Source organism: Demequina sp. NBRC 110055 (assembly GCF_002090135.1).
In the GTDB taxonomy this organism is placed as follows: Bacteria; Actinomycetota; Actinomycetes; order Actinomycetales; family Demequinaceae; genus Demequina.
On record NZ_BBRL01000004.1, the window covers coordinates 1113778 to 1134618 of the forward strand.

Annotated in this window: 10 protein-coding genes; 8 read left to right on the forward strand and 2 right to left on the reverse strand. The window is 65.4% G+C overall.

What is annotated here, in order from left to right; translation table 11 throughout:
- Positions 1–129 precede the first annotated feature (129 nt).
- Together B7K24_RS05215 and B7K24_RS05220 are read right to left on the reverse strand one after the other, a co-directional pair.
- A complete protein-coding gene (locus B7K24_RS05215; protein ID WP_084129057.1) occupies positions 130–777 on the reverse strand; it encodes a TetR/AcrR family transcriptional regulator in 648 nt (215 codons plus the stop codon).
- 66 nt (positions 778–843) lie between these two features.
- Complete coding sequence (locus tag B7K24_RS05220) at positions 844–2055, reverse strand: MFS transporter (RefSeq protein WP_159449157.1); 1212 nt, start codon at positions 2053–2055, stop codon at positions 844–846.
- A 294-nt stretch (positions 2056–2349) separates the two neighbouring features.
- Here B7K24_RS05220 and B7K24_RS05225 point away from each other — a divergent pair, with 294 nt between their 5' ends.
- From B7K24_RS05225 to B7K24_RS05260, 8 genes are all read left to right on the forward strand, one after another.
- Complete coding sequence (locus B7K24_RS05225; RefSeq protein ID WP_084129059.1) at positions 2350–3273, forward strand: hypothetical protein; 924 nt, start codon at positions 2350–2352, stop codon at positions 3271–3273.
- Between the two features lie 35 nt (positions 3274–3308).
- Positions 3309–5528, forward strand: coding sequence for a glycoside hydrolase family 3 C-terminal domain-containing protein (locus B7K24_RS05230; protein WP_234986556.1), 2220 nt, complete (start codon positions 3309–3311; stop codon positions 5526–5528).
- A gap of 283 nt (positions 5529–5811) precedes the next feature.
- The gene (locus B7K24_RS05235) at positions 5812–6807 is read left to right on the forward strand and encodes a LacI family DNA-binding transcriptional regulator (RefSeq protein ID WP_255372778.1); all 996 of its coding nucleotides are present in this window, start codon (positions 5812–5814) and stop codon (positions 6805–6807) included.
- Between the two features lie 117 nt (positions 6808–6924).
- Complete coding sequence (locus B7K24_RS05240) at positions 6925–8256, forward strand: ABC transporter substrate-binding protein (protein ID WP_234986557.1); 1332 nt, start codon at positions 6925–6927, stop codon at positions 8254–8256.
- Positions 8257–8351: 95 nt separating this feature from the next.
- A complete protein-coding gene (locus B7K24_RS05245) occupies positions 8352–9284 on the forward strand; it encodes a carbohydrate ABC transporter permease (protein ID WP_084129062.1) in 933 nt (310 codons plus the stop codon).
- Positions 9281–10135 carry a carbohydrate ABC transporter permease gene (locus B7K24_RS05250; protein ID WP_084129063.1) on the forward strand — a complete coding sequence of 285 codons (855 nt, stop codon included), beginning with the start codon at positions 9281–9283 and terminating at the stop codon, positions 10133–10135. Before B7K24_RS05245 ends, B7K24_RS05250 begins: the two co-directional genes overlap by 4 nt.
- Before the next feature lie 2 nt (positions 10136–10137).
- Positions 10138–12900: an alpha-L-rhamnosidase gene (locus B7K24_RS05255; protein WP_144268133.1), complete on the forward strand. Its 2763-nt coding sequence runs from the start codon at positions 10138–10140 to the stop codon at positions 12898–12900.
- A 547-nt stretch (positions 12901–13447) separates the two neighbouring features.
- Positions 13448–20806: a beta-sandwich domain-containing protein gene (locus B7K24_RS05260; protein WP_159449158.1), complete on the forward strand. Its 7359-nt coding sequence runs from the start codon at positions 13448–13450 to the stop codon at positions 20804–20806.
- The last annotated feature ends 35 nt before the right edge of the window (positions 20807–20841 follow it).

A 20841-nucleotide genomic window follows, 5' to 3' on the forward strand; every position in this document is an offset into this window, starting at 1 on the left:
GTCTACGCAGGGGATCCATGGCGCGCTGAGCTCACATCGTGACTCTCGGGGCGCTCGACGGGCCCGTGCAACTGCCGCCTTCGACGTCGCCAGGCGTTCCAGAGGCGACGCTGAAACGCTGCGTGTTCGCTAGTCCAGCGGCTGTGGAGGTGGAGTCGCGAGCTCCGCGAGCGGCATCAGCAGTTGCGAGTCGATAAATGCTCGCGCTGCCGCGACCATGTCGACTTCGGGGCGGAGGAGCCACTGGACCTGAAGCCCATCGAGCACTCCGGTGAGGGTGCGTGCGAAGGTTCGCGGATCGATCCCGGGGCGCAGAGCACCTTCATGCAGGAGGCGCTCGCCTGCAGTGGTGAGGAGGTCTTCGACCCAGGCGTATCGGTTGACGAAGTATTCATGCGCCGGGTGGTCTTCTGCAGTGGCCTCTGCCGACAAGGCGACGTAGAGCTCGACAACGTGGCGCTGGTGGCTGTTGCGCTCCGTGATCTCCAGGATGCGGCGCAGCGTGTCTGCGCCAGAAAGGGCCTCGCGAGTTTCGCCGAGGTCGTCGGCCTCGCGTCGGGCCAAAACCTCCTGAAGCAGCGCGACCTTCGTGCCGAAGTGGTGGCGCAGTCCGGCTTCGCTGATTCCCGCGGCTGCCGCGACATCTCGCACGGAGGAGGCGGTGTAGCCGCGTTCGGCAAAGAGACGCGTTGCCGCATCGAGGATCACTTGCCTGCGTTGCTCGCTCTTGGCATACGGGCCCCGTGCATTGGATTGGCGGGACTCGCTGTTCGTCACGGGTGTCACTCTAGGCGCAGGCGGGCTGGGCAGACGAGTTGGGTGCGCCTGCCCAGCCCACGGGAGTCACCGCACCTTGCGGATAGGCAGGATGAGGAATGCCGCCGCGACGGCGACGAGGGCGCAGAAGATGTAAAGCGCCTGGTAGCCGCCGGCGAGCGAGATGATGACCGCCGCGATGAAGGGGCCCGCGATCTGGGGTCCGGTGTTGCCGATGTTCAGTAGCCCGAGGTCGCGACCGCTGTTTTCCGAACTGGGCAAGACGAGGGTCATGATGGCGGCGTCGATCGCGTAGTAGGTGCCGAACGAGATGCCCATCACCACAGAGAAGGCGATCATGCCGGTCCAGGTCGGCATGACCACGGGGATGAGCGCTCCGATGCCCACGCCGATCGATGCCACGACGACGAAGACCTTGCGGCGCTTCACGAGGTCCGACAGCGGCCCCGCGAGGAACGACATGGCGCCGGTGCAGCCCAAGTTGATGGTGCCCAGCAGGGCGGTCGCCGCGGTGACGTTGCCGCCAGGGAGGTTCTCGGCACCGATGTAGTCCGTCAGCGTGTAGAGCTGGTAGGTCGAGACGGTCCAGTAGCCCACCATGATCGCCACGCGCGACCAGAAGGCCCAGGCGAAGTCGTGGTCCTTCAGGCCGGCGAAGAAGCTCGAGGAGGACTGGCGCTCGCGCTTGACCTGTGCCTCGGGTGCCGACGTGCTCGCCGTCGGGTCCGGGGCAATCACCACCAGCACGATGGTGGCGATGACGAGGATCGACGCGATGACGGCGTTCGCGAGAAAGGGCTGGTCAACGAGCTTGGCTGCAATGTTGATGGCGACGATGCTGCCGAGGGTTGAACCCGTCGCTGCCAGCGAGGAAATGGTGCCGCGGAAGCGCTCGGGAACACGATCGGGAACCGTCGTGGCGATCACCGCCTGGTACCCGCCCGTCGACACCATGACGAGGACGTACGCCGCACCGATGAGGAAGAGCGTCGACGCTCCTGCAAGGAGCAGCATCACCAGGAAGGACACGACGGCTGTGAGCAGCAGCCAGGGCGCGCGCCGGCCAAAGCGTGAACGCGTGCGGTCGGAGATTGCCCCGAAAAGCGGGTTGCTTAGCGCCGCCGCGAGTGCACCGATGGACGCGATGAGGCCGTAGGAGCCCACCTTGCTCTCGTCGCCCAAAGACGCGATCTGCGCGGGAAGGATGATCTGCTGCAGGCCCTGGAAGATCGCCAGCATGCCCGCATTGGCGATGAAGAACGGGGCGATATAGCGCATGCCGCCGATCGTCTTCGAAGGGCGGGGCGCTTCTTCGGTGGCCTCGGCCGGGACCGGGGAACTTGTCATCGTGTGACCTCTCTGTCATGCACCCGAGGGGGCTCGAACCTTCGTCGGCCCGCGGTGTTAGAGGCGATCATGGACCCCTCGCGAAAAAAGCGCAAGTGCGCGGTTTATGTGCGACGGGGCGTAGGCGGAGCCTGTCCAGGGCTGTTACGCTCGCAAAAGCCACGCAGTTGCGCGGGATTATGGACGCCGGTGTCCCCGTACCCGGTGAGAGCGAGGAGTGACGCAATGAAGATCATGCACAGGCGTTTGCAGGAGGTTCGAGATGAGCGGCAGCTTGGTCGCGTCTTCGCGCTCGAGGCGCGCTCGGAGGAGTTGATGCGTCCGCTCGGTCATCCCGAGCCGGAACGCTTCCGCGTGTTCGCGGCTGGAGAGCTCCACTCGCAGACGCGAATTCAAGAACGCACCTATGCGAGCTTCGCGGAGTGGGCCGCGGCGATCGAGGCGAGTGCGGCGTCTCTCGATCTTGCCGCGCTCGAGCCCGAACGGCGCGACCTGTTCGAGTGGGAGCGCGAAGAACTGTTCTACGTTGACGCCTTCGGTGACACGGTGCCGGCATGGGTCGAGCTGGTGGACCAAGCGGTTCAGACGCAACGTGAGGCAGCCGCGGCGAAGCTCGACGAGCTGTTGGCAGCGGCCGGTCGCCAGCCCGCGGTGCCCGAATCGGCGTATCGCGCCCCCGACATTGCGGAGGATGGCGAGCCCAGCGAGGCTCCCGCCGCCATCCGCACGCGCAAGCCGATGCCCATCATGTACCGCCAGATCCAGGAGATCCGTCCGGGCATGTGGCAGCAGCAGTTCGAACTCGAACACAGGACGGATGTCGTGGAATCCGCCGCGGGCCACCCCCTCCCGAACCGCCACCGCGCTTTTGCTGCGGGCTCTCTCGATTCTCAGTTGCGCATCCACCAGCGCGTCTACCCGAGCATTGCCGACTGGGGAAGGTTCTTCGAGGAGTGGACGACCCACGAGGAGATGCAGGCGCTTGAGATCGAGCGTCGCCAGTTCTACACGTGGGAACGCGAGGAACTCCTGTACGTCGATCTGCCTGGTGAGCGTCCCATCCGTTGGATGGAGTTGATGGTCGAGGCGCACGGCGCTGCGTCCGCAGGCGACAGCGCCGAGTTGCGTTCGATCCTGCGTCACCTGTGATGGGGGATCGGGCCGGTACTGCTGTCGAGACCGCGGTGATCGCTGAGGACCTGACGGTCCGGGAGAAAATCGCTCTTCTGGTGGGCGCGGACTTCTGGAGCACCTCGGGAGTGACGCGTGAAGGTGTCGAGATCGTGGAGCCGCTCCAGCTCGCCGACGGACCCCACGGCGTGCGCAAGCAACCGACCGAGGGCGACCACCTTGGCATCGGCAACGCGATACCGGCGACGTGTTTTCCTCCGGCGGTGACGCTGGGCTCGACGTGGGATCGCGGCATGGCGCGCCGCGTGGGTGCGGCGCTGGGTGCCGAGGCGGCGGCGCGCGATGTCGATGTCCTCCTTGGTCCCGGCGTCAACATCAAGCGATCCCCGCTCGGGGGCAGGAACTTCGAGTATTTCAGCGAAGATCCCGTCCTCGCGGGCGACTTGGCCGCGGAGGTGATCGCAGGCATTCAGGAGCAAGGAGTTGCGGCTTCCCTGAAGCACTTTGCCGTCAACAACCAGGAGACGGACCGCATGCGGATCTCGGCGGACGTCGACGAGCGTGCCCTTCGTGAGGTGTACCTCGAGGCGTTCCGCCGCGCGATCGAGGGCGGGCGCCCGTGGACCGTCATGTCGTCGTACAACAAGGTGAATGGCGAATTCGTGGCCGAGAGCCGCGCGCTACTCACCGACGTCCTACGCGGCGAATGGGGATTTGACGGAGCAGTCGTGTCTGACTGGGGAGGTGTCTCCGACCGGACCGCGTCACTCAAGGCGGGCCTTGACCTTCAGATGCCCGGACCCGCAATCGCGGGTCGGGAAGACCTGGAGCGTGCGCTCGAGTCCGGCGAGATCGATGAGCTAGACCTCGATGCCTCTGTGCGTCGCATACTCGCGTTGACGGAACGCACACGGCGTTCGGACGTGGCGACGGTGCCGGACGACGACGCGCACCATCGACTCGCGCGCGACGCGGCGGAACGAGGCATGGTGCTGTTGCGCAACGATCCCGTCGACGATGGCCCTGTGCTGCCGCTGGATCCCAGCGCGACCGGGGTGCTCATCGTCGGTGAGTTGGCGCGAAGCCCGCGACTGCAAGGTTCGGGCTCGAGCCAAGTGGTGCCGACGCGACGCGAGAGCCCACTCGACGAATTGCGTGCGCGGTTCGATGAAGAGGTGGCGTTCGAGCCGGGGTACTCGCTCGAGGATCACGACGACGCGCTCGCAGACGCCGCCTGCGCCGCTGCGACGCGGGCCACGACGGTCGTGCTCTTCTTGGGACTTCCCGAGAACGCCGAGTCCGAGGGGTACGACCGGCCCCACCTCGACCTTCCCGCCGCACAAGTCGAGCTTGCTCAGCGCCTCCTCGCGAACCATTCGCGAGTCGTCATCGTCCTTCAGAACGGCGCGCCCGTCGTCCTCTCGTCGTGGGCGGATACGGCTCCAGCCATCGTCGAGATGTGGCTTGCTGGTCAGGCAGGCGGGTCGGCGATCACGAGGGTCCTCACAGGTGATGCAAATCCCTCGGGTCGCCTCGCGGAGACCATCCCGCTGAGGCTTGAGGACACAAGTGCCTTCGCCACGTTTCCTGGCGAAGCGGGCCACGTCCGGCACGGCGAGGGTGTTTTTGTGGGGTACCGACACCATGACTTGATCGACGGTCCAGTAGGTTTCCCGTTCGGGCACGGGCTCAGCTACACCGCCTTCGAGTACGGCAACGTCGCGGTGCGCGATGCGGGTGAGAAGTTCCGTGTCACGGCCACCATCACGAACACGGGCGACCGCTTTGGCGCGGAGGTGGTGCAGCTGTACGTCGGAGTGCCAGACGGTGACGTGCGCCGAGCGCCACGTGAGCTCAAGGCATTTGCCCGCGTCGAGCTCGACTCCGGTGAATCGGCCAACGTCGAGTTTGCGCTTGAGCGCCGTGACTTTGCCTACTGGGATGTCCGCGGCGGGAAGTGGAAGGTCGACGGAGGGCGAGTCTCGGTGTGGTTGGGGTCGTCTTCCCGCGACCTCCGCTCGCACACGGTGCTCGATGTAGAGCCTGATGTCGACACGGCCGCCCTCGACCAGTGGGCGTCGCTCAGTGAGGCGCTGCGCCACCCAGTGGTGGGCCCGAGGCTACGAGACGGCGTGTCGACCGGCGCCTACTTCCCCATGAGCGAGGACCTGGAGCGGATGGCGGGAGACATGCCGCTACGCCTCATCGCGGACTTCGAGGGCATGCTGTTCGACCGCGCTCAGCTGGCAGGTCTCCTCGACCGACAGGCCTGAAGCGGCCCCTCGGCGCAGGGTCACGGGTCACGGGTCGCGGGTCACACCAACGGTGTGGCCCGCGACCCGTGCGTGGTTCCCCCTCGGGTCCTCACGCGTGCACCCGCCGCGAACGCGCCAACGGCGCCCGCGCGCCGCTATCTGGTGAAACCGTTCATTGTGTTCGTTCATTCGTGGCAGACTGAGCGCAGCAGTGCAGCGCCCCGAGCCAGGGGTCGTGAGCTGCTGACATCGATACGACGGCGTACGAGGGGAGCGACACACGTTGCGGGCAAAGGTAGGGGTGCGTGAGGTCGCCGCACATGCAGGCGTGTCGATGGGCACGGTTTCCAACGTACTGAACGGCGTGCCGACCGTGAGCGCCCGCAACGCCGAGCGTGTCCACCGTGCGATTGCGGAGCTCGGGTTCGTCCCCAACTCGCACGCGCGCCAGCTCAGGGGCTCGGCCGCCAACAGCATCGGAATGCTCGTCCTCAATATCGCGAACCCCTTCTTCGCCGAGGTCGCTCACGCCGCGCAGGTCGCCGCGGAGGCAGGCGGCTCGTCGATGATGATCGCGAGCAGCGATCAGGACCCCGCGCGCGAACTGCGGTACCTGCGCGAGTTCGAGGAGGCGCGCGTGCGTGGCCTTCTCGTCGCGCCGGTGGAGGGCGTGACCGATGAACTGCGTGCTGTGCGGGGCAGGGGTACGCCGGTGGTGCTCCTCAACGAGCATGCCGACGGGCGCGATTTTTGCTCGGTGACCCTCGACGGCACGCAAGGTGGCCGCCTGGCCGTCTCGCACCTGCTGGATGCGGGGCGCAGGAAGATCTGCTTCGTGGGCGGCCCGGTCGGCCAGGTTTCCGACCGTCTTGCTGGCGCCGTGCAGGCGGCCGAGGCCGTCGCGGGTGCGCAGGTCACGGTCATTGGCACCGCCGACCTGACGGTGGCGGAGGGGGTCAACGCGGCCCGTCGCATCATGGCGCTGACGCCGACGGAACGGCCAGATGGTGTTTTTGCCGCGAACGACCTGGTGGCTCTTGGGCTCATGATGGAGTTGTCGCGAGCCGGGGTCGTGGTGCCTGATGACATCGCGGTGGTCGGCTACGACGACATCGATTTTGCCCGCACCGCGGTGGTGCCTCTCACCACCATCGCGCAGCCGCAAGAGGAGATCGCCCGGCTCGCCATCTCGTTGATCGACGAGGAGCGTCAGGCGGCTGCGGGCCGCGGTTCGCATGAGCACGGCCCGCGCTCGCTCGCACCCACGCTCGTGGTGCGTGCCAGCTCGGGTGGGTGACTCGAGCGCGCCACTGTCGCTGAACCGTTACATTTCGTGGTTGGCAACACGCGCATCGTGTGGTTGAATCGGTTCATCGACGAGGCATTGGGGCCTCGGCGCGAATGGAGGACAATGATGACTTTCAGGAATCGCAGGATGGCGTTCCCGGCAATGCTGGCGGTCTCCGCCATCGGCCTCGCTGCGTGTTCATCCGGCGGAGAGGAGGGCCCCGCGGCCTCTGCCTCGGGAGACACTGCCGAACCCGTCGAGCTCAGCATGCTCATCGACAACGGTGAGCTCACCATCGGAATCGCCGAGGCGCTCGTCGCCGCCTACGAGGAGGCGAACCCGAACGTGACGATCGACATCGAGCAGCGTCCCGGCGGCACCGAGGGAGACAACGTCGTGAAGACGCGCCTCCAGACCGGCGACATGTCGGACATCTTTATCTACAACGCCGGCTCCCTGTTCCAGGCGCTCGCGCCGGGCCAGACGCTGACGCCGCTGGACGACATCGAGAACTACGACGCCGTGTCCGACACCTTTAAGGCGGGCGTCACCGTCGACGGCGCCGCCTACGGCGTTCCCGCCGGCACCGCCATGGGCGGCGGCGTGATGTACAACATCCCGCTCTACGAGGAGCTCGGCCTCGAGGTTCCGACCACGTGGGACGAGTTCATGTCCAACAACGCCGCGATCGCGGAGGCCAAGCCCGACGTGGCACCCGTGGTGCAGACCTATGGTGAGACCTGGACCTCGCAGCTGTTCGTGCTCGCGGACTTCGGCAACGTCATCGCCGCCGACCCCGAGTGGGCAGACAAGTACACCGCCAACGAGGTGAAGTACGCCGACGGCCCTCCCGCAATCAACGGCTTCCAGCACCTCCAGGATGTGGCCGATGCCGGCTACCTGAACGAGGACTTCCCCACGGCGGGTGTTCCCGACGGCATGCGCATGGTCGCGCTCGGCGAGGGCGCTCACTACCCGATGCTGACCTTCGCGTTCACCGAGCTTCAGAACAACACCCCGGACAACGTCAACGACGTCGGCCTCTTCGCCATGCCTGGCGACTCCGGCGAATCGCCGCTGACCTCCTGGTTGTCGTCGAGCTTCTACATCCCCGCGTCCAGCGAGCACGCCGATGCGGCGAAGGACTTCCTGAGCTGGGTGGCGACGCCCGAGGCCTGCGACGTGCAGACCGAGGCCGTCGGCGCGCAGGGTCCGTACTTTGTCGACGGATGCACGCTGCCAGACGAGGTGCCGCAGATGATCGCGGACATGCTCCCGTACTTCGACGCCGGCAACACCGCTCCCGCCCTGGAGTTCCTGTCCCCGGTCAAGGGCCCCGCCCTCGAGAACATCATGGTCGAGGTCGGCTCCGGCATTCGCGGAGCGGAGGACGCGGCCGCGTACTACGACGAGGACGTCAAGAAGCAGGCGCAGCAGCTGGGTCTCGAAGGCTGGTGACCCCCGGGCCGGAATGATCCGGCACCTTCACCTCACTCACCACCCCCGGCCCGTGGCGTCCATCGCCACGGGCCGGGACTCACCGGAGCACCACCATGACGGACACCCACACTCCCGCCCCCACCACGGCATCGGCCTCATCCGAACCGCCGCCCAAGGCTCGGCCACCCAAGCGCAAGAGCATGTACCCCATGTGGTTCTACGCGCCCGCGGGAGTGATTTACACCGCACTGTTCGTGGTGCCCACCTTCGCCTCGTTCTACTTCTCCCTGACGCGCTGGACGATCTTCGACTCGGAATTCATCGGACTCGACAACTTCCGCACGTTCTTCTCTGAGCCCTACCTCTTTGACAGCCTGGTCAACACCATCATCTACGCGGTGGTGACGTCCGCAGCAAAGGTCGTCATCGGCCTCCTGCTCGCGGTCTTCCTGTCGAGCCAGATCATCGCCCGAGGCTACCTTCGGTCGGTCATCTTCTTCCCGACTCTCGTGAGTGCTGTGGGTGTGGGTGTGACGTTCTCGGTCCTCATGGATCCCTTCGACGGCCTGATCAACAACCTGCTCGCCAAGGTGGGCATTGACGGGCCCGGGTGGATCACCGACCCGGACATGGCGCTCCTGTCGGTCGCCGCGGTCGACATCTGGCGCGGTGTCGGCATCGCGACGCTTATCTACATCGCGGGCATCGTCGCGATTCCTCAGGAGTATTTCGAGGCGGCGCGGGTGGACGGGGCCAACGCCTTCCGTAACTTCTGGCACATCACCCTGCCGCTCATGAAGCCGGCGACGGCGACCGTCATCATCCTGTCCCTCATCGGCGGGCTGCGCTCGTTCGACCTCATCTGGACCATGACCAAGGGCGGGCCGGGCTTCAGTTCCGACGTCCTGGCCTCGGTGGTCTATAAGCAATACCAGGCCGGCTTCTATGGACTCTCCACGGCGGGCAACGTCGTGCTGTTCCTCTTGGTGGCGGCGATCGTCATCCCGCTGTTCTGGTTCCTCAACCGCAAGCAGGTGGAACAGTGAGCAGCGCCACAGGAATCTCCAAGGCCAATCGCGCCTACTCGCGCATCGGTGGCCTCGTCGCGATCGTCGTCACGGCCGTCGTCTTCCTCGTCCCGTTCGCGTTCATCTTCCTGACCGCGTCGAAGGACCGGGCCGAAGCTTCGATGTTGCAGTTCTCGTGGCCCACGCAGTGGGCGTTCTTCGAGAACCTCCAAGAGGTCTTCGAGCACCGCGACGGCATCATCATCACGGCGTTCATCAACTCGACCCTGCTCACCGTGGGCTCGATCGCGATCATGGTGATCTTGAGTGCGATGGTGGGGTACGTCCTCCAGCGTCGGAAGTCGAAGTGGAACCCGCTCATCAACTTCCTCGTCCTCGCGGGGCTCATCGTGCCGCCCGCCGTGGTCCCCACGATCTGGGTCATGCAGGCGCTGGGTATCTACAAGACTCTGCACGGGCTGATCTTTATCGAGGTCGCCTTCGGGATGTCGTTCTGCATCTTGATGTTCCGCGCGTTCGTCGCAAGCATCCCGCGCGAGCTCGACGAGGCGGCGATTATGGACGGCGCCGGCCCTGTCCGGCTCTTCTTTAGGGTGATCTTCCCCTTGCTGCGTTCCGTCATCGTCACCGTGATCGTGGTTCAGGCCGTCACCGTGTTCAACGACTTCCAAAACCCTCTGTACTTCCTCCCCGGCGACGACGGTGCGACCTTGCAGGTTGTCCTGTATGCCCTCCAGGGGCAGTTCTCCACGCAGTGGAACCTCATGTTCATGAACATCCTCGTGATCATGGTTCCGATGCTCATCATGTACGTCTTCTTCAACCGTCAGATCGTCGCGGGCATGACCTCCGGCGCAGTCAAGGGGTAAGCGTGTCCTTCGTCACCACCGTCACCGCTCGCATCGACTCTGAGGCGTTTGGTGCCATCGTCATGACTCGTACGCCGTTCCTCAGTTGGGCGACCGCAACCGACGCGCCTGGCTGGAGCCAGGAAGCGGCCGAGGTCGCCTGGACCGGCGCGAGCGGCACGCGGGTGTTCGAGGTCGCCGGCGCGACGTCGGCTCGAGTTCCGTGGCCCTTCAGCCCGCTGGGTAGCGGCGAGCGCGGCACGGTACGCGTGCGTGTCTACTCACCCGAGACCGGGTGGTCATCGTGGAGTGACGACGCCCTGCTCGTGTGCGGAGTGCGCGAAGACTGGCCGGCAGCGTGGGTGTCGCACCCCGACCCCCGCGCCGAGCAGTGCCCCGTACGTTTGCGTCGCGCCGTCGACGTGCGCGAGGGGCTTGTTTCGGCGATGCTTCACGCCACCGCTCACGGCGTGTACCAGGTGTACGTCGACGGCGTCGCGGTCGACGACGAGCGCTTGAAGCCTGGGTGGACTACCTACGGCGTGCGAGACACCTACGCCGCCACCGACGTCACCCACCTCTTCGCTGCGGGGGAGCGCGACGTGACAACCGACGTCGCGGCGGGCTGGTTCGCTGAAAAGTTTGGGTGGGACGGGCTCGAGCAGTGCCTCTACGGCTCGTCGCAGCCGTCATTCTCGGGTGTCCTCACCTTGACCTACGACGACGGCAGCGTCGACCAGGTGATCACGGACGGGTCGTGGGACGTGACAGACGAGGGCCCCGTCGTCGCCTCCGGCATCTATGCCGGCGAGCATGTCGACGCACGCCGGGGTGACCCGACCGCCTGGGTGAGTGCCGCATCGGCCCCCGTCAATCCGGAGCCGGTGCCGCGCACCAGTCCGCCCGTACGGGCGACCGAGGAACTCGCGCCGGTGGAGGTCATCACCACGCCCGCCGGCGCGACCGTACTCGACTTTGGTCAGAATCTCGTCGGTCACCTTCGCCTTCGTGTGAGCGGCCCTGCAGGGACCGTGGTCACCCTGCGCCATGCCGAAGTCCTCGAGCACGGCGAGCTCGCGCTGCGCCCGCTTCGCCGTGCCGCGGCGACGGACTCGTACACCCTTGAGGGCACGGGCGAGGAGGTGTGGGAGCCGCGATTCACCTTCCATGGCTTCCGCTACGCGCAGATCGATGGCTGGCCCGGCGAGTTTGACCCCGCTGATGTGACAGCGGTCGTGGTCGGCTCCGACATGCGCAGGACCGGCACGTTTACCTCGTCGCACGCGCTGCTGAACAGGCTGCACGAGAACGTGGTGTGGTCCATGCGTGGCAACTTCCTGTCGATTCCGACCGACTGCCCTCAACGTGACGAGCGGCTGGGGTGGACGGGAGACATCCAGGTGTTCGCCCCCACCGCGTCCTTCCTTCACGACGCCGACGCGTTCCTGTCGTCGTGGCTCGAGGACCTTGCGATCGAGCAGACTGAGGATGGCTCGGTTCCCTTCGTGGTGCCCGACGTGCTGAACTCGGCGCACGTGGGTACCGCCGCGTGGGGGGACGCCGCGACGCTGGTGCCGTGGACGCTGTTCCAGCGCTTCGGCGATCGCGACACGCTTGCCCGCCAGTTCCCAAGCATGCGGCTGTGGGTCGACTGGATGGCGGGCCGCGCGGGGGAGAACCTCCTCTGGGAGGGCGACTTCCAGTTCGCCGACTGGCTCGACCCCACCGCACCGCCCGAGCGCCCCGCCGCCGCGAAGGCTGATAAGGACCTCGTGGCCACCGCGCACTTTTTCCGTTCTGCCGACGTGGTCGCCCAGGCCGCCGAGGTCCTGGGCGACGGCGAGGTCGCGGCCCGGTACGCGGCACTGGCGCAGCGGGTGCGGCAGGCGTGGCTTGCGCAGTACGTCACCGCAACGGGACGCCTGATGTCCGATGCGCAGACGTCCTACGCGCTTGCCATCGCTTTCGGCATCGTGGACGACTCGCGCCGGCAGGCGATGGGCGACCGACTCGCCGAGCTGGTCGAGCAGGCCGGCTACCGAATCTCGACGGGCTTCGTGGGCACGCCGCTCATCGCAGACGCGCTGACCGACACCGGGCACGTCGACGTAGCCGGAAGGCTCGTCCTCAACGACGAGAACCCTTCCTGGCTGTATCCCGTGACCATGGGCGCCACCACCATCTGGGAGCGCTGGGACTCGATGCTCGAGGACGGCACGGTCAACCCCGGGGAGATGACCAGCTTCAACCACTACGCGCTCGGGGCGATCGCCGACTGGCTTCACCGTCGCGTCGCGGGGCTCGCGCACGCGGCTCCCGGCTATCAACGCACTGAGGTGCGTCCCGTGTTCGTTGACGGGCTCGACCACGCCGAGGCGACGTACGAGTCGTCCTATGGCGCGCACGCGGCGGGCTGGGCGCGCGAGGGTGATGAGGTGGTCATCCGCGTGACCGTGCCGCCGAATACGACGGCGACAGTGCACGTGCCTGGACTTGCCGATCCCGTCGAGGTGGCCTCTGGCGACCACGAGTGGACTGTGCGCGTGCCGAGGCCGCGTGTGAGCCGACCGACCTTTTCCGCCGATACCCCCTTCGTCGAGATCCGTCGCGACGACGAGGCGTATGCGGCAGTGCGCAAGGCCGCCGAGAAGTTTCTGGGGTTGCCGGCGAGCCGAGAGTTCTTGCGCACCATGGAGTGGGGCGCGCACGGCACCTTCCGCATGCATGCGCTGGTGCTTCCCGGGGGCATTGTCGACGAGATCGACAAGGCGCTGTCCGAGGTGTGAGTGGGGGCAGGGTCCGGGGGTGCGCGCCCCAGACCCTGTTTCCCGCCACGCGCGACGGGTGCCATCGGCAGTCCGCACTGGGTCGGTTGAGCGCCGACGGCAAGCCGGTGGTGCACCGAAATATGAACCGAATCATGACCGGCTTCGAGGGGCACGCGCGGTCGTCGACCCGGCAAGCTGGCGCTCCGCTTTGTCCTTTCAAGGCTAAATACCTGGATCTATGCAATCTGACGCGCGGTAAGAAATCTCGGCTCTGCACTTGCGCTGCGCTCATCCGTGTGGCAATAATGGAACGGTTCATTGCGATCGCGACCGGCACTGGAGCCTGTTGCTGACATGAAGCGGCACTTACGAGGAGGTAAGCGCATGCGCACTCGGACGACGCGCCACACACCCGCTCCCCGGCCATGTGCCCTGCCTCGGCCGCTCATCCCCTTGTGGCGAGAGACCTGACCGACAAGCCGTTCTTCCCTGCCCGTTTCACCCTTGCGCGGCCACGACGATGCTGGCGGCGCCTTGCGACATTCAACGACGAAAAGGACGCACGATGACACCTCCTGCCCTGCGTACAGCCTCGTGGACTGCCCTCGCGACGCTGGTCGCCTCTCTCGGCGCCATGCCATCGGCGGCCTTCGCCGAGGAAGCCGAGGCGCCCGTGACCACGGTCCGACCTGTCGAGTACGACGGCGCGATCGCTAATCCGCTGATGGGCCTGGCCTCCAAACACTTCTACGTCAACACGGGGGGTGAGAACCCTCAGAACGACCAGCCGCTCGACTACCAGCCCTGGTCGACGCAGATCCAGTCGTTCCTGCCGTGGGATGCCTTGGAGAATGACGAGAGCGATGGCATCGAAAAGATCGCCGAGTACTTTGACGCGCGCTGGGGCGGCTACGACGCCGCGGGCCAGTGGCACGGCTACGAGGAATACAACATCAAGGTGATCCCGATCGTGTACCTGAGGTTCCCGACCTCGACCTCGGGCAACTCTGGCGACTTCTTCGGTCTCGCCGGGGACCACTGGCCCGACGACCTCGCCAACGGCGACTTCACGAGCGCCGAGTTCGATGCGCGCCTCGAACGCCTCATCCAACGGCTCGCGGAGCTGTGGGAGGACGACCCTCGCGTGTCGTACATCAAGATGGGCATCTTCGGAACGTGGGGCGAGCAGCACGGCACCGCACAGCCGGCGAATATCGAGAGGTACTTCACCGAGTACTTCACCAACAAGCATGTCCAGGTTCGCTACTACGACAAGGGTCAATGGGAGAATCCCGACGCCTTCGGCCAGTACAACGACTCGTGGGGCGACCTGCGGACAGCGTCGAACTGGGACACCAAGCCCATCGGCGGCGAGCCCGCCTTCGACTACAACGGTACGAACATTCACGGCAACCCCCTCGTGCGCAACACGTACCTGGACACGGAACTGTGGAACAACACCACGAACGCGATCCGCTCCACTCACGCCACCTACCTCACCTGGCTCGGTGACTACCCCTACGGATCGCGGTGGACGGCAGACGATGCCGTGGGTGGCCGCGAGGCCTACCTCGACAACAAGGCGCTGATCGACTCGCGAGCCGAACAGATCCAGCGCGACCTCGGCTACCGGTACGTCATGGACGAGTTCAGCTACCCCACCCAAGTACAACCGGGCGAAGAGTTCGACGTGTCATTCACGGTCACGAACAAGGGTTCCGCGCCCATGTACTACGACTGGCCGGTTCAGTTGAGCCTCAAGGATCCCGACACTGGAGAGGTCGTCTGGAGCGACACGTTCGACGACGTCGACGTGCGAGATTGGCAACCGGGCAGTGGCATCGCCACGTGGGACAAGAAGAAGAGCGGGAACTGGAGCAAGGGAGTACTTGAGTACTCCAACGCTCCGGTCGCGAACACTGAGACGGGTACTTTCACCTTGCCGGACGGCTTGCCCGTCAAGGACTACGCGCTCCAACTCGCCGTCCTCGACCCCGGTGGCGACGTGCCCAGCCTGCGCTTCTCGATGACCAACTACTGGGAAGGCGGCTACCACCCCATGGGGTACATGGGCGTCGGCAAGGCGCCGGCGACGACTGAGATCGACCCGTCGACGTTCGACAGCCCTGCCGTGGACCCCTCGATTCGTTACTACATGAACGATCAAGAGGTGCAGCCCGCAGCGAGACTGGAGTCGATCGAGATCTCCGCGGAGCCCACGTTGCTCGCCCAGAACGGCGAGAGTTACGACCTCGAGAACCTGATTATGACCGGGACCGACGCTCGCGGGGGCGTGCACGTCCTCGACGCGGCGACGCCCGCATGGACCATCACCTCCGGTGAGGAGCACGCGAGCCTCGACGGCTCCGTGCTCCAGCCCGGACTCGCCGGCAGTGTGACCGTGGCCGCTACTTTCAACGGTGTGATGAGCAACGACTACCGCTTCGACATCTCCGACGATGTCGGGGGTGTGTCGGGTGTTGTGGTTGATGATGCTGGCGCGGTGGTGTCGGGTGCGTCGGTGTCGGTGGTCAGCGAGGAGCATGAATATTCGGTGTTGACTCAGTCGGATGGCTCGTTCGCGTTTGAGGACATTCCGGCCGGGTCCTACGCGATGACGGTGCAGAAGGATCTGTTCCGCACGGCCACGGTTGACGGTGTGGTCGTGGTCAAGGGTGAGTCGGCGACGGTCGATGTGACGCTTGAGCTTGATACCGTTGGCGACTTCTTCGATGACTTTTCCGCCGGTGCGGGCGCGTGGTCGCCTGGCCGCGGTTCGTGGTCGGTCGTTGATGGTGCGTACGTGCAGTCCACGCTCGGTGGCAGCAGTGCGTGGAGGTATCAGTCGGCGATCACGGGCAGTGTGTGGCGTGATGCGACCTACGAGGCTGATCTGTCGTATCAGGGTGGTCAGAACTGGGCGGCGGTGTTGTTCCGCAAGCAAGCCCCGTCCGACACCATCAACGATTCTGGGTACTTCGTCGCGTGGAACCACTCGGGCCTCATCGAGCTCGATCGTGCAGGGTCGTCGATCACGCGTTTGGCTTCGGTGCAGCGTGACACTGATTGGTCGGTGGACCATCACCTGAAGGTGGTGACGACGGGGTCGAATATCAAGGTCTTCGTCGATGGTGAGGACGAGCCGATTATCGATGTCGATGACGACACGTACGTGTACGGCTATGCCGGTGTGGGCGCGAACGGAGCCCAATGGAGCTTCGACAACATCACCGTCACCGATGACACGCCAGAGAAAGTGGTGCTCGAGTGCGTGGCGACGCTCGACCCCATCGTCGGCCTGGCGAATGGAACGGCGAAGTCCGCAGAGGCGCTTGCTCTGCCCGAGTCGATCGCCATTCACACCAGCGCCGGCGAGGGAGCTGCCGACGTGACCTGGGCCGTCGACGACAGCGACTATGACCCGTCTTCCTACACGTCGCAGACCTTCGACGTCGACGGAGTGGTCACTCTCCCCGAGGGAGTGACGAACCCCGACCACGTGTCCGTCGATGTCAGCGTGACGGTGTCGGTGGACGCCGATCCGATCCAGCCGTGGGAGGCGGAGCGTGTCTACCAGGAAGGGGCACAGGTTCGCCACGACGGATCCATCTGGGTTGCGCAATGGTGGACCAAGTACCAGGAGCCCGGCCGCGCGACGGGACCGTGGGCGGAGCTGGGTGTCGAGGTTGAGACGGAGTTCGGTGAGGTGCGCGAGTGGACGGCGTCCTGGCCGTACAGTGCTGGCGACCTGGCCGTGTACGAGGGGTCGGTGTGGCGTGCGGAGTGGACCACTCGCGGCCAGGCACCCGGCGACCCCCGTGGTGCCTGGGTAGAAATCGGCGCGCTCGTCGACACCTCCTTCGGCAACGTCCGCCAGTGGACGGCCTCCGGCATCTATACCACTGGAGACCTCGCCGTCCACGACGACCAGGTCTGGCGCGCCCAGTGGTGGTCGCGGAACCAAGAGCCGGGCGCGGTCAGCGTGTGGAGCCTGGTCGGCCTCGTCGACGATCCAGATGTCGAGGGCCTGTCGACCGGCACCGTGATCGTCGCGGCGGGGAACGCCAACGCCGTTCTCGCCGTCGGGACGTCGACAGTGACCGTGTCGCCGGGTAGTACGGCCACTGACACGCTCGCAGAACTGCGAGCCGCCGATGACTCCTCGCAGACGCGCGCGGTGCTCGACTCCACAGGGTCCCCGCGCACCGGCGTGGTCGAGCACGGCGACGTGGTCGAGATCCTCGCCGAGGATGGGGTGACAGTTGGCACCTATGCAATCGCCATCCACGATGAGTCCGAGCAGGCCGCTGCGGGCGACTACTGGGATGCGGCGCGCTACGACACCATCGATAGCACCGTCAATGCGCACACACCCACGTTCCCGCAGCGTGAGTGCGTGGTGACCGATGCGGAGTATGGGGATCTGATTCGCGAGGCTACCGAGGTGTATGCCGATGGAAACGAGGCCGGATCACCCGCCAATACGGGTTCGCCCCTCGTGTACAAGGAACAACAGGTCTGGTACTACGGTGACGCGATCAACGCGGCGATCGAGGACTGCTCGTCGGCTGGCGGTGGGATCGTCCGTATCCCCGCCGGCGAGTCCGAAAACGCCAACGGCGCCTACTACTCAGGTGCCATCACGCTGCTCAACGACGTGAACCTCCTGGTCGAGGAAGGCGCCACCGTGAAGTTCATGCGCAACAAGACCAACGAGTACTACCCCGTGACCCTCACCAGCTACGAGGGCACCGACATCTACAACTTTTCCGCCTTCGTCAACGCGCTCGGGCAGTCCAACATTGCGGTGACTGGCGGCGGCACGCTAGACGCCCAGGAAGACATGTGGAACTGGCGTCCTTGGAAGAAGGGCTACTGGGGGGAGCTCTCGGTAGAGGACCGCTCGCTGGACGCCGGCTACGGGCAGCAGGGCGTGCTCAATGTCATGAACGCGCAGGCGACACCGGTCGAGAAGCGCATCTTCACCGATGACGGTGAGGCTCCCGAGTCGATTCCGACGATGGTGGATGGCGAGGTCGTTCGCATGGACGTCCCCGCGGATGCAACCATTCTTGAGTCGACGTTCCGACCTGCGTTCATCGAGTTCAACCACTCGTTGAACATCCTGATCGAAGACGTACGCCTACGCAACGCGCCGTTTTGGCAGATCCACCCCATGAACTCCCAGAACATCCTTGTCCGGGGTGTCGACATCTATAGCAACAAGACCACCGGGTACGAGTCGACAGGTTGGAACAACGACGACGGCATCGACCCCGAGTCCTCCCAAAATGTGGTGATCGAAGGCGTCGACGTGACCGTCAGCGACGACGGTGTGGCGATTAAGGCGGGCCGCAATCGCGACGGCCGGGAGCAGCGAGAGGCAAGTGCCGGGATCATCATCCGCCATAGCGAGTTCCGCAACGACGGTGGCAACTCGGCTGGTGTGTCAGCAGGCAGCGAGATGTCCGGAGGCGTGCGCGATGTCTTTGCGCACGACCTGACCTTTGGCGGACCGGGCATGGTGATGGCGTTCAAGCTCAAGACCAACGCGAATCGCGGCGGCGCCATCGAGAACTGGCATGTGAGGGACAGCGTCATTGAGCAGGCTAAGTGGGCTGTGATGGAGCTTGACGCCGACTATCCCGAGACCCTGCCGTTCGAGCAGTCGGACATCTTCAACCCGACCGTGCGCGGCATCTGGATCGACGGTGTCACGACGACCTCGGACGTGACCACGAGCCCGCAGCTCTTCCGATTCTCGAGTGCCGTTTCGCGTGCGCCGGTCGACGGCGTGCACGCCAGAAATGTCACGCTCCACTCGACGCAGAATCCGGCCTCTGCCTTTCGGTCGAACAAGTTCATCAGCGATCTGGTGATCGAGAACGCGGTCTTCGTTGACCCGTCAACGAGCGTGGAGCGGGTCTACGACACGACCCCGCTCGGCCTCAACGGGAACGCGTCCGCTGTCGTCGAAGGTGCACAGGACGTCGAGCTCACCGCCTCACGCACCGGCGAGACGGACCACGTCACCTCGGTTCCCTCGGCGACCTTCGTCCTCCAGGGACAGGTCGACTTGTCCGCACACCCCGATTTCGTAGAGGACGGCCGTTTGCAGGTCTACGTGGATCGTGACCGGACGCCCGTCGAGGCGCGCCTTGAGGCCGACGGCACGTTCACCACGGCACCGATCACGCTCGACGACAATCAGTATTGGTATGCCGACCGCCACTACGTCGCGGTGAACCTGAGCCAGGGGCTAGACATTCACACGATCGTCTATCACGTCGGGGTGAATCAGACTCCTGTCCAGGTCTCGCTCGCCGAGTTCGACGGGCCGCAGATGGGCGAAAGCGCCGAGCTCACCGCGACCTTCACGCACCTCGGTGACGCGGGTGCGGACGCGGTTGCAGACGTCGTCCTCGAACCGCGCCTTCCCGAGGGGTGGACCGCAGCGCCGCTGACCTCCGTCGAGTTCGCTAGCCTCCCTGCCGGAGGCGAGGCGTCCGCGACGTGGAACGTGACACGCGCCTCCGGTCAGTACGGTCCGATGTCGGTGCAGGTCGCCGCGACTTACGACGATCCCAAGAACGGCATGAGGCAGACGGCCCTCAGCGAGGCAGCCACGGTCGACGTCGACGTGCTGTCCATCGACCTCGATGACGTGTCCGTGGTGACACCTGCCTCTCTCGACAACGCGAGGCGCGGCGACGTGGGCGCATTGCCTTACGTCGACCGCGCCTACGCTCTGGCCGAATTCCCAGAGTCTCTTGCTGGCGCCGTGCTCATCCCGGGCGCGAACGACGACAAGCGGGTCAGCGCAGAGTCCGACTACCTGCAGCTGGGGTTCGCCAAGGAATCCGTCGTCTACGTGGCGTTCGACGAGCGTGGGCGCGGCGTGTGGTGGCCATCGTGGCTCGACGCAGAGGGTTTCGAAGAGACCGAGTTGGGTGCCGTCGTGGCCGATGGCTCAGAGGCGTCGCTCGTTCTCTTCGCCAAGCGGGTTGCCGCCGGCGCGACTCTCACGTTGGGAGGCAATGCGGCGACGTCCAACGAGGCAGCGAGCTACTTCACCATTGTTGCGGCCTATGGCGCGAGTGAGGACTACGACGATGTCGGGGGTGTGTCGGGTGTTGTGGTTGATGATGCTGGCGCGGTGGTGTCGGGTGCGTCGGTGTCGGTGGTCAGCGAGGAGCATGAATATTCGGTGTTGACTCAGTCGGATGGCTCGTTCGCGTTTGAGGACATTCCGGCCGGGTCCTACGCGATGACGGTGCAGAAGGATCTGTTCCGCACGGCCACGGTTGACGGTGTGGTCGTGGTCAAGGGTGAGTCGGCGACGGTCGATGTGACGCTTGAGCTTGATACCGTTGGCGACTTCTTCGATGACTTTTCCGCCGGTGCGGGCGCGTGGTCGCCTGGCCGCGGTTCGTGGTCGGTCGTTGATGGTGCGTACGTGCAGTCCACGCTCGGTGGCAGCAGTGCGTGGAGGTATCAGTCGGCGATCACGGGCAGTGTGTGGCGTGATGCGACCTACGAGGCTGATCTGTCGTATCAGGGTGGTCAGAACTGGGCGGCGGTGTTGTTCCGCAAGCAAGCCCCGTCCGACACCATCAACGATTCTGGGTACTTCGTCGCGTGGAACCACTCGGGCCTCATCGAGCTCGATCGTGCAGGGTCGTCGATCACGCGTTTGGCTTCGGTGCAGCGTGACACTGATTGGTCGGTGGACCATCACCTGAAGGTGGTGACGACGGGGTCGAATATCAAGGTCTTCGTCGATGGTGAGGACGAGCCGATTATCGATGTCGATGACGACACGTACGTGTACGGCTATGCCGGTGTGGGCGCGAACGGAGCCCAATGGAGGTTCGACAACATCACCGTCACCGATGGGGCCCAGGGAGCTGACGCGGCGTCGTAATCGTCGACTCCTTGCGCCCTCCCGAGCATCGGCGA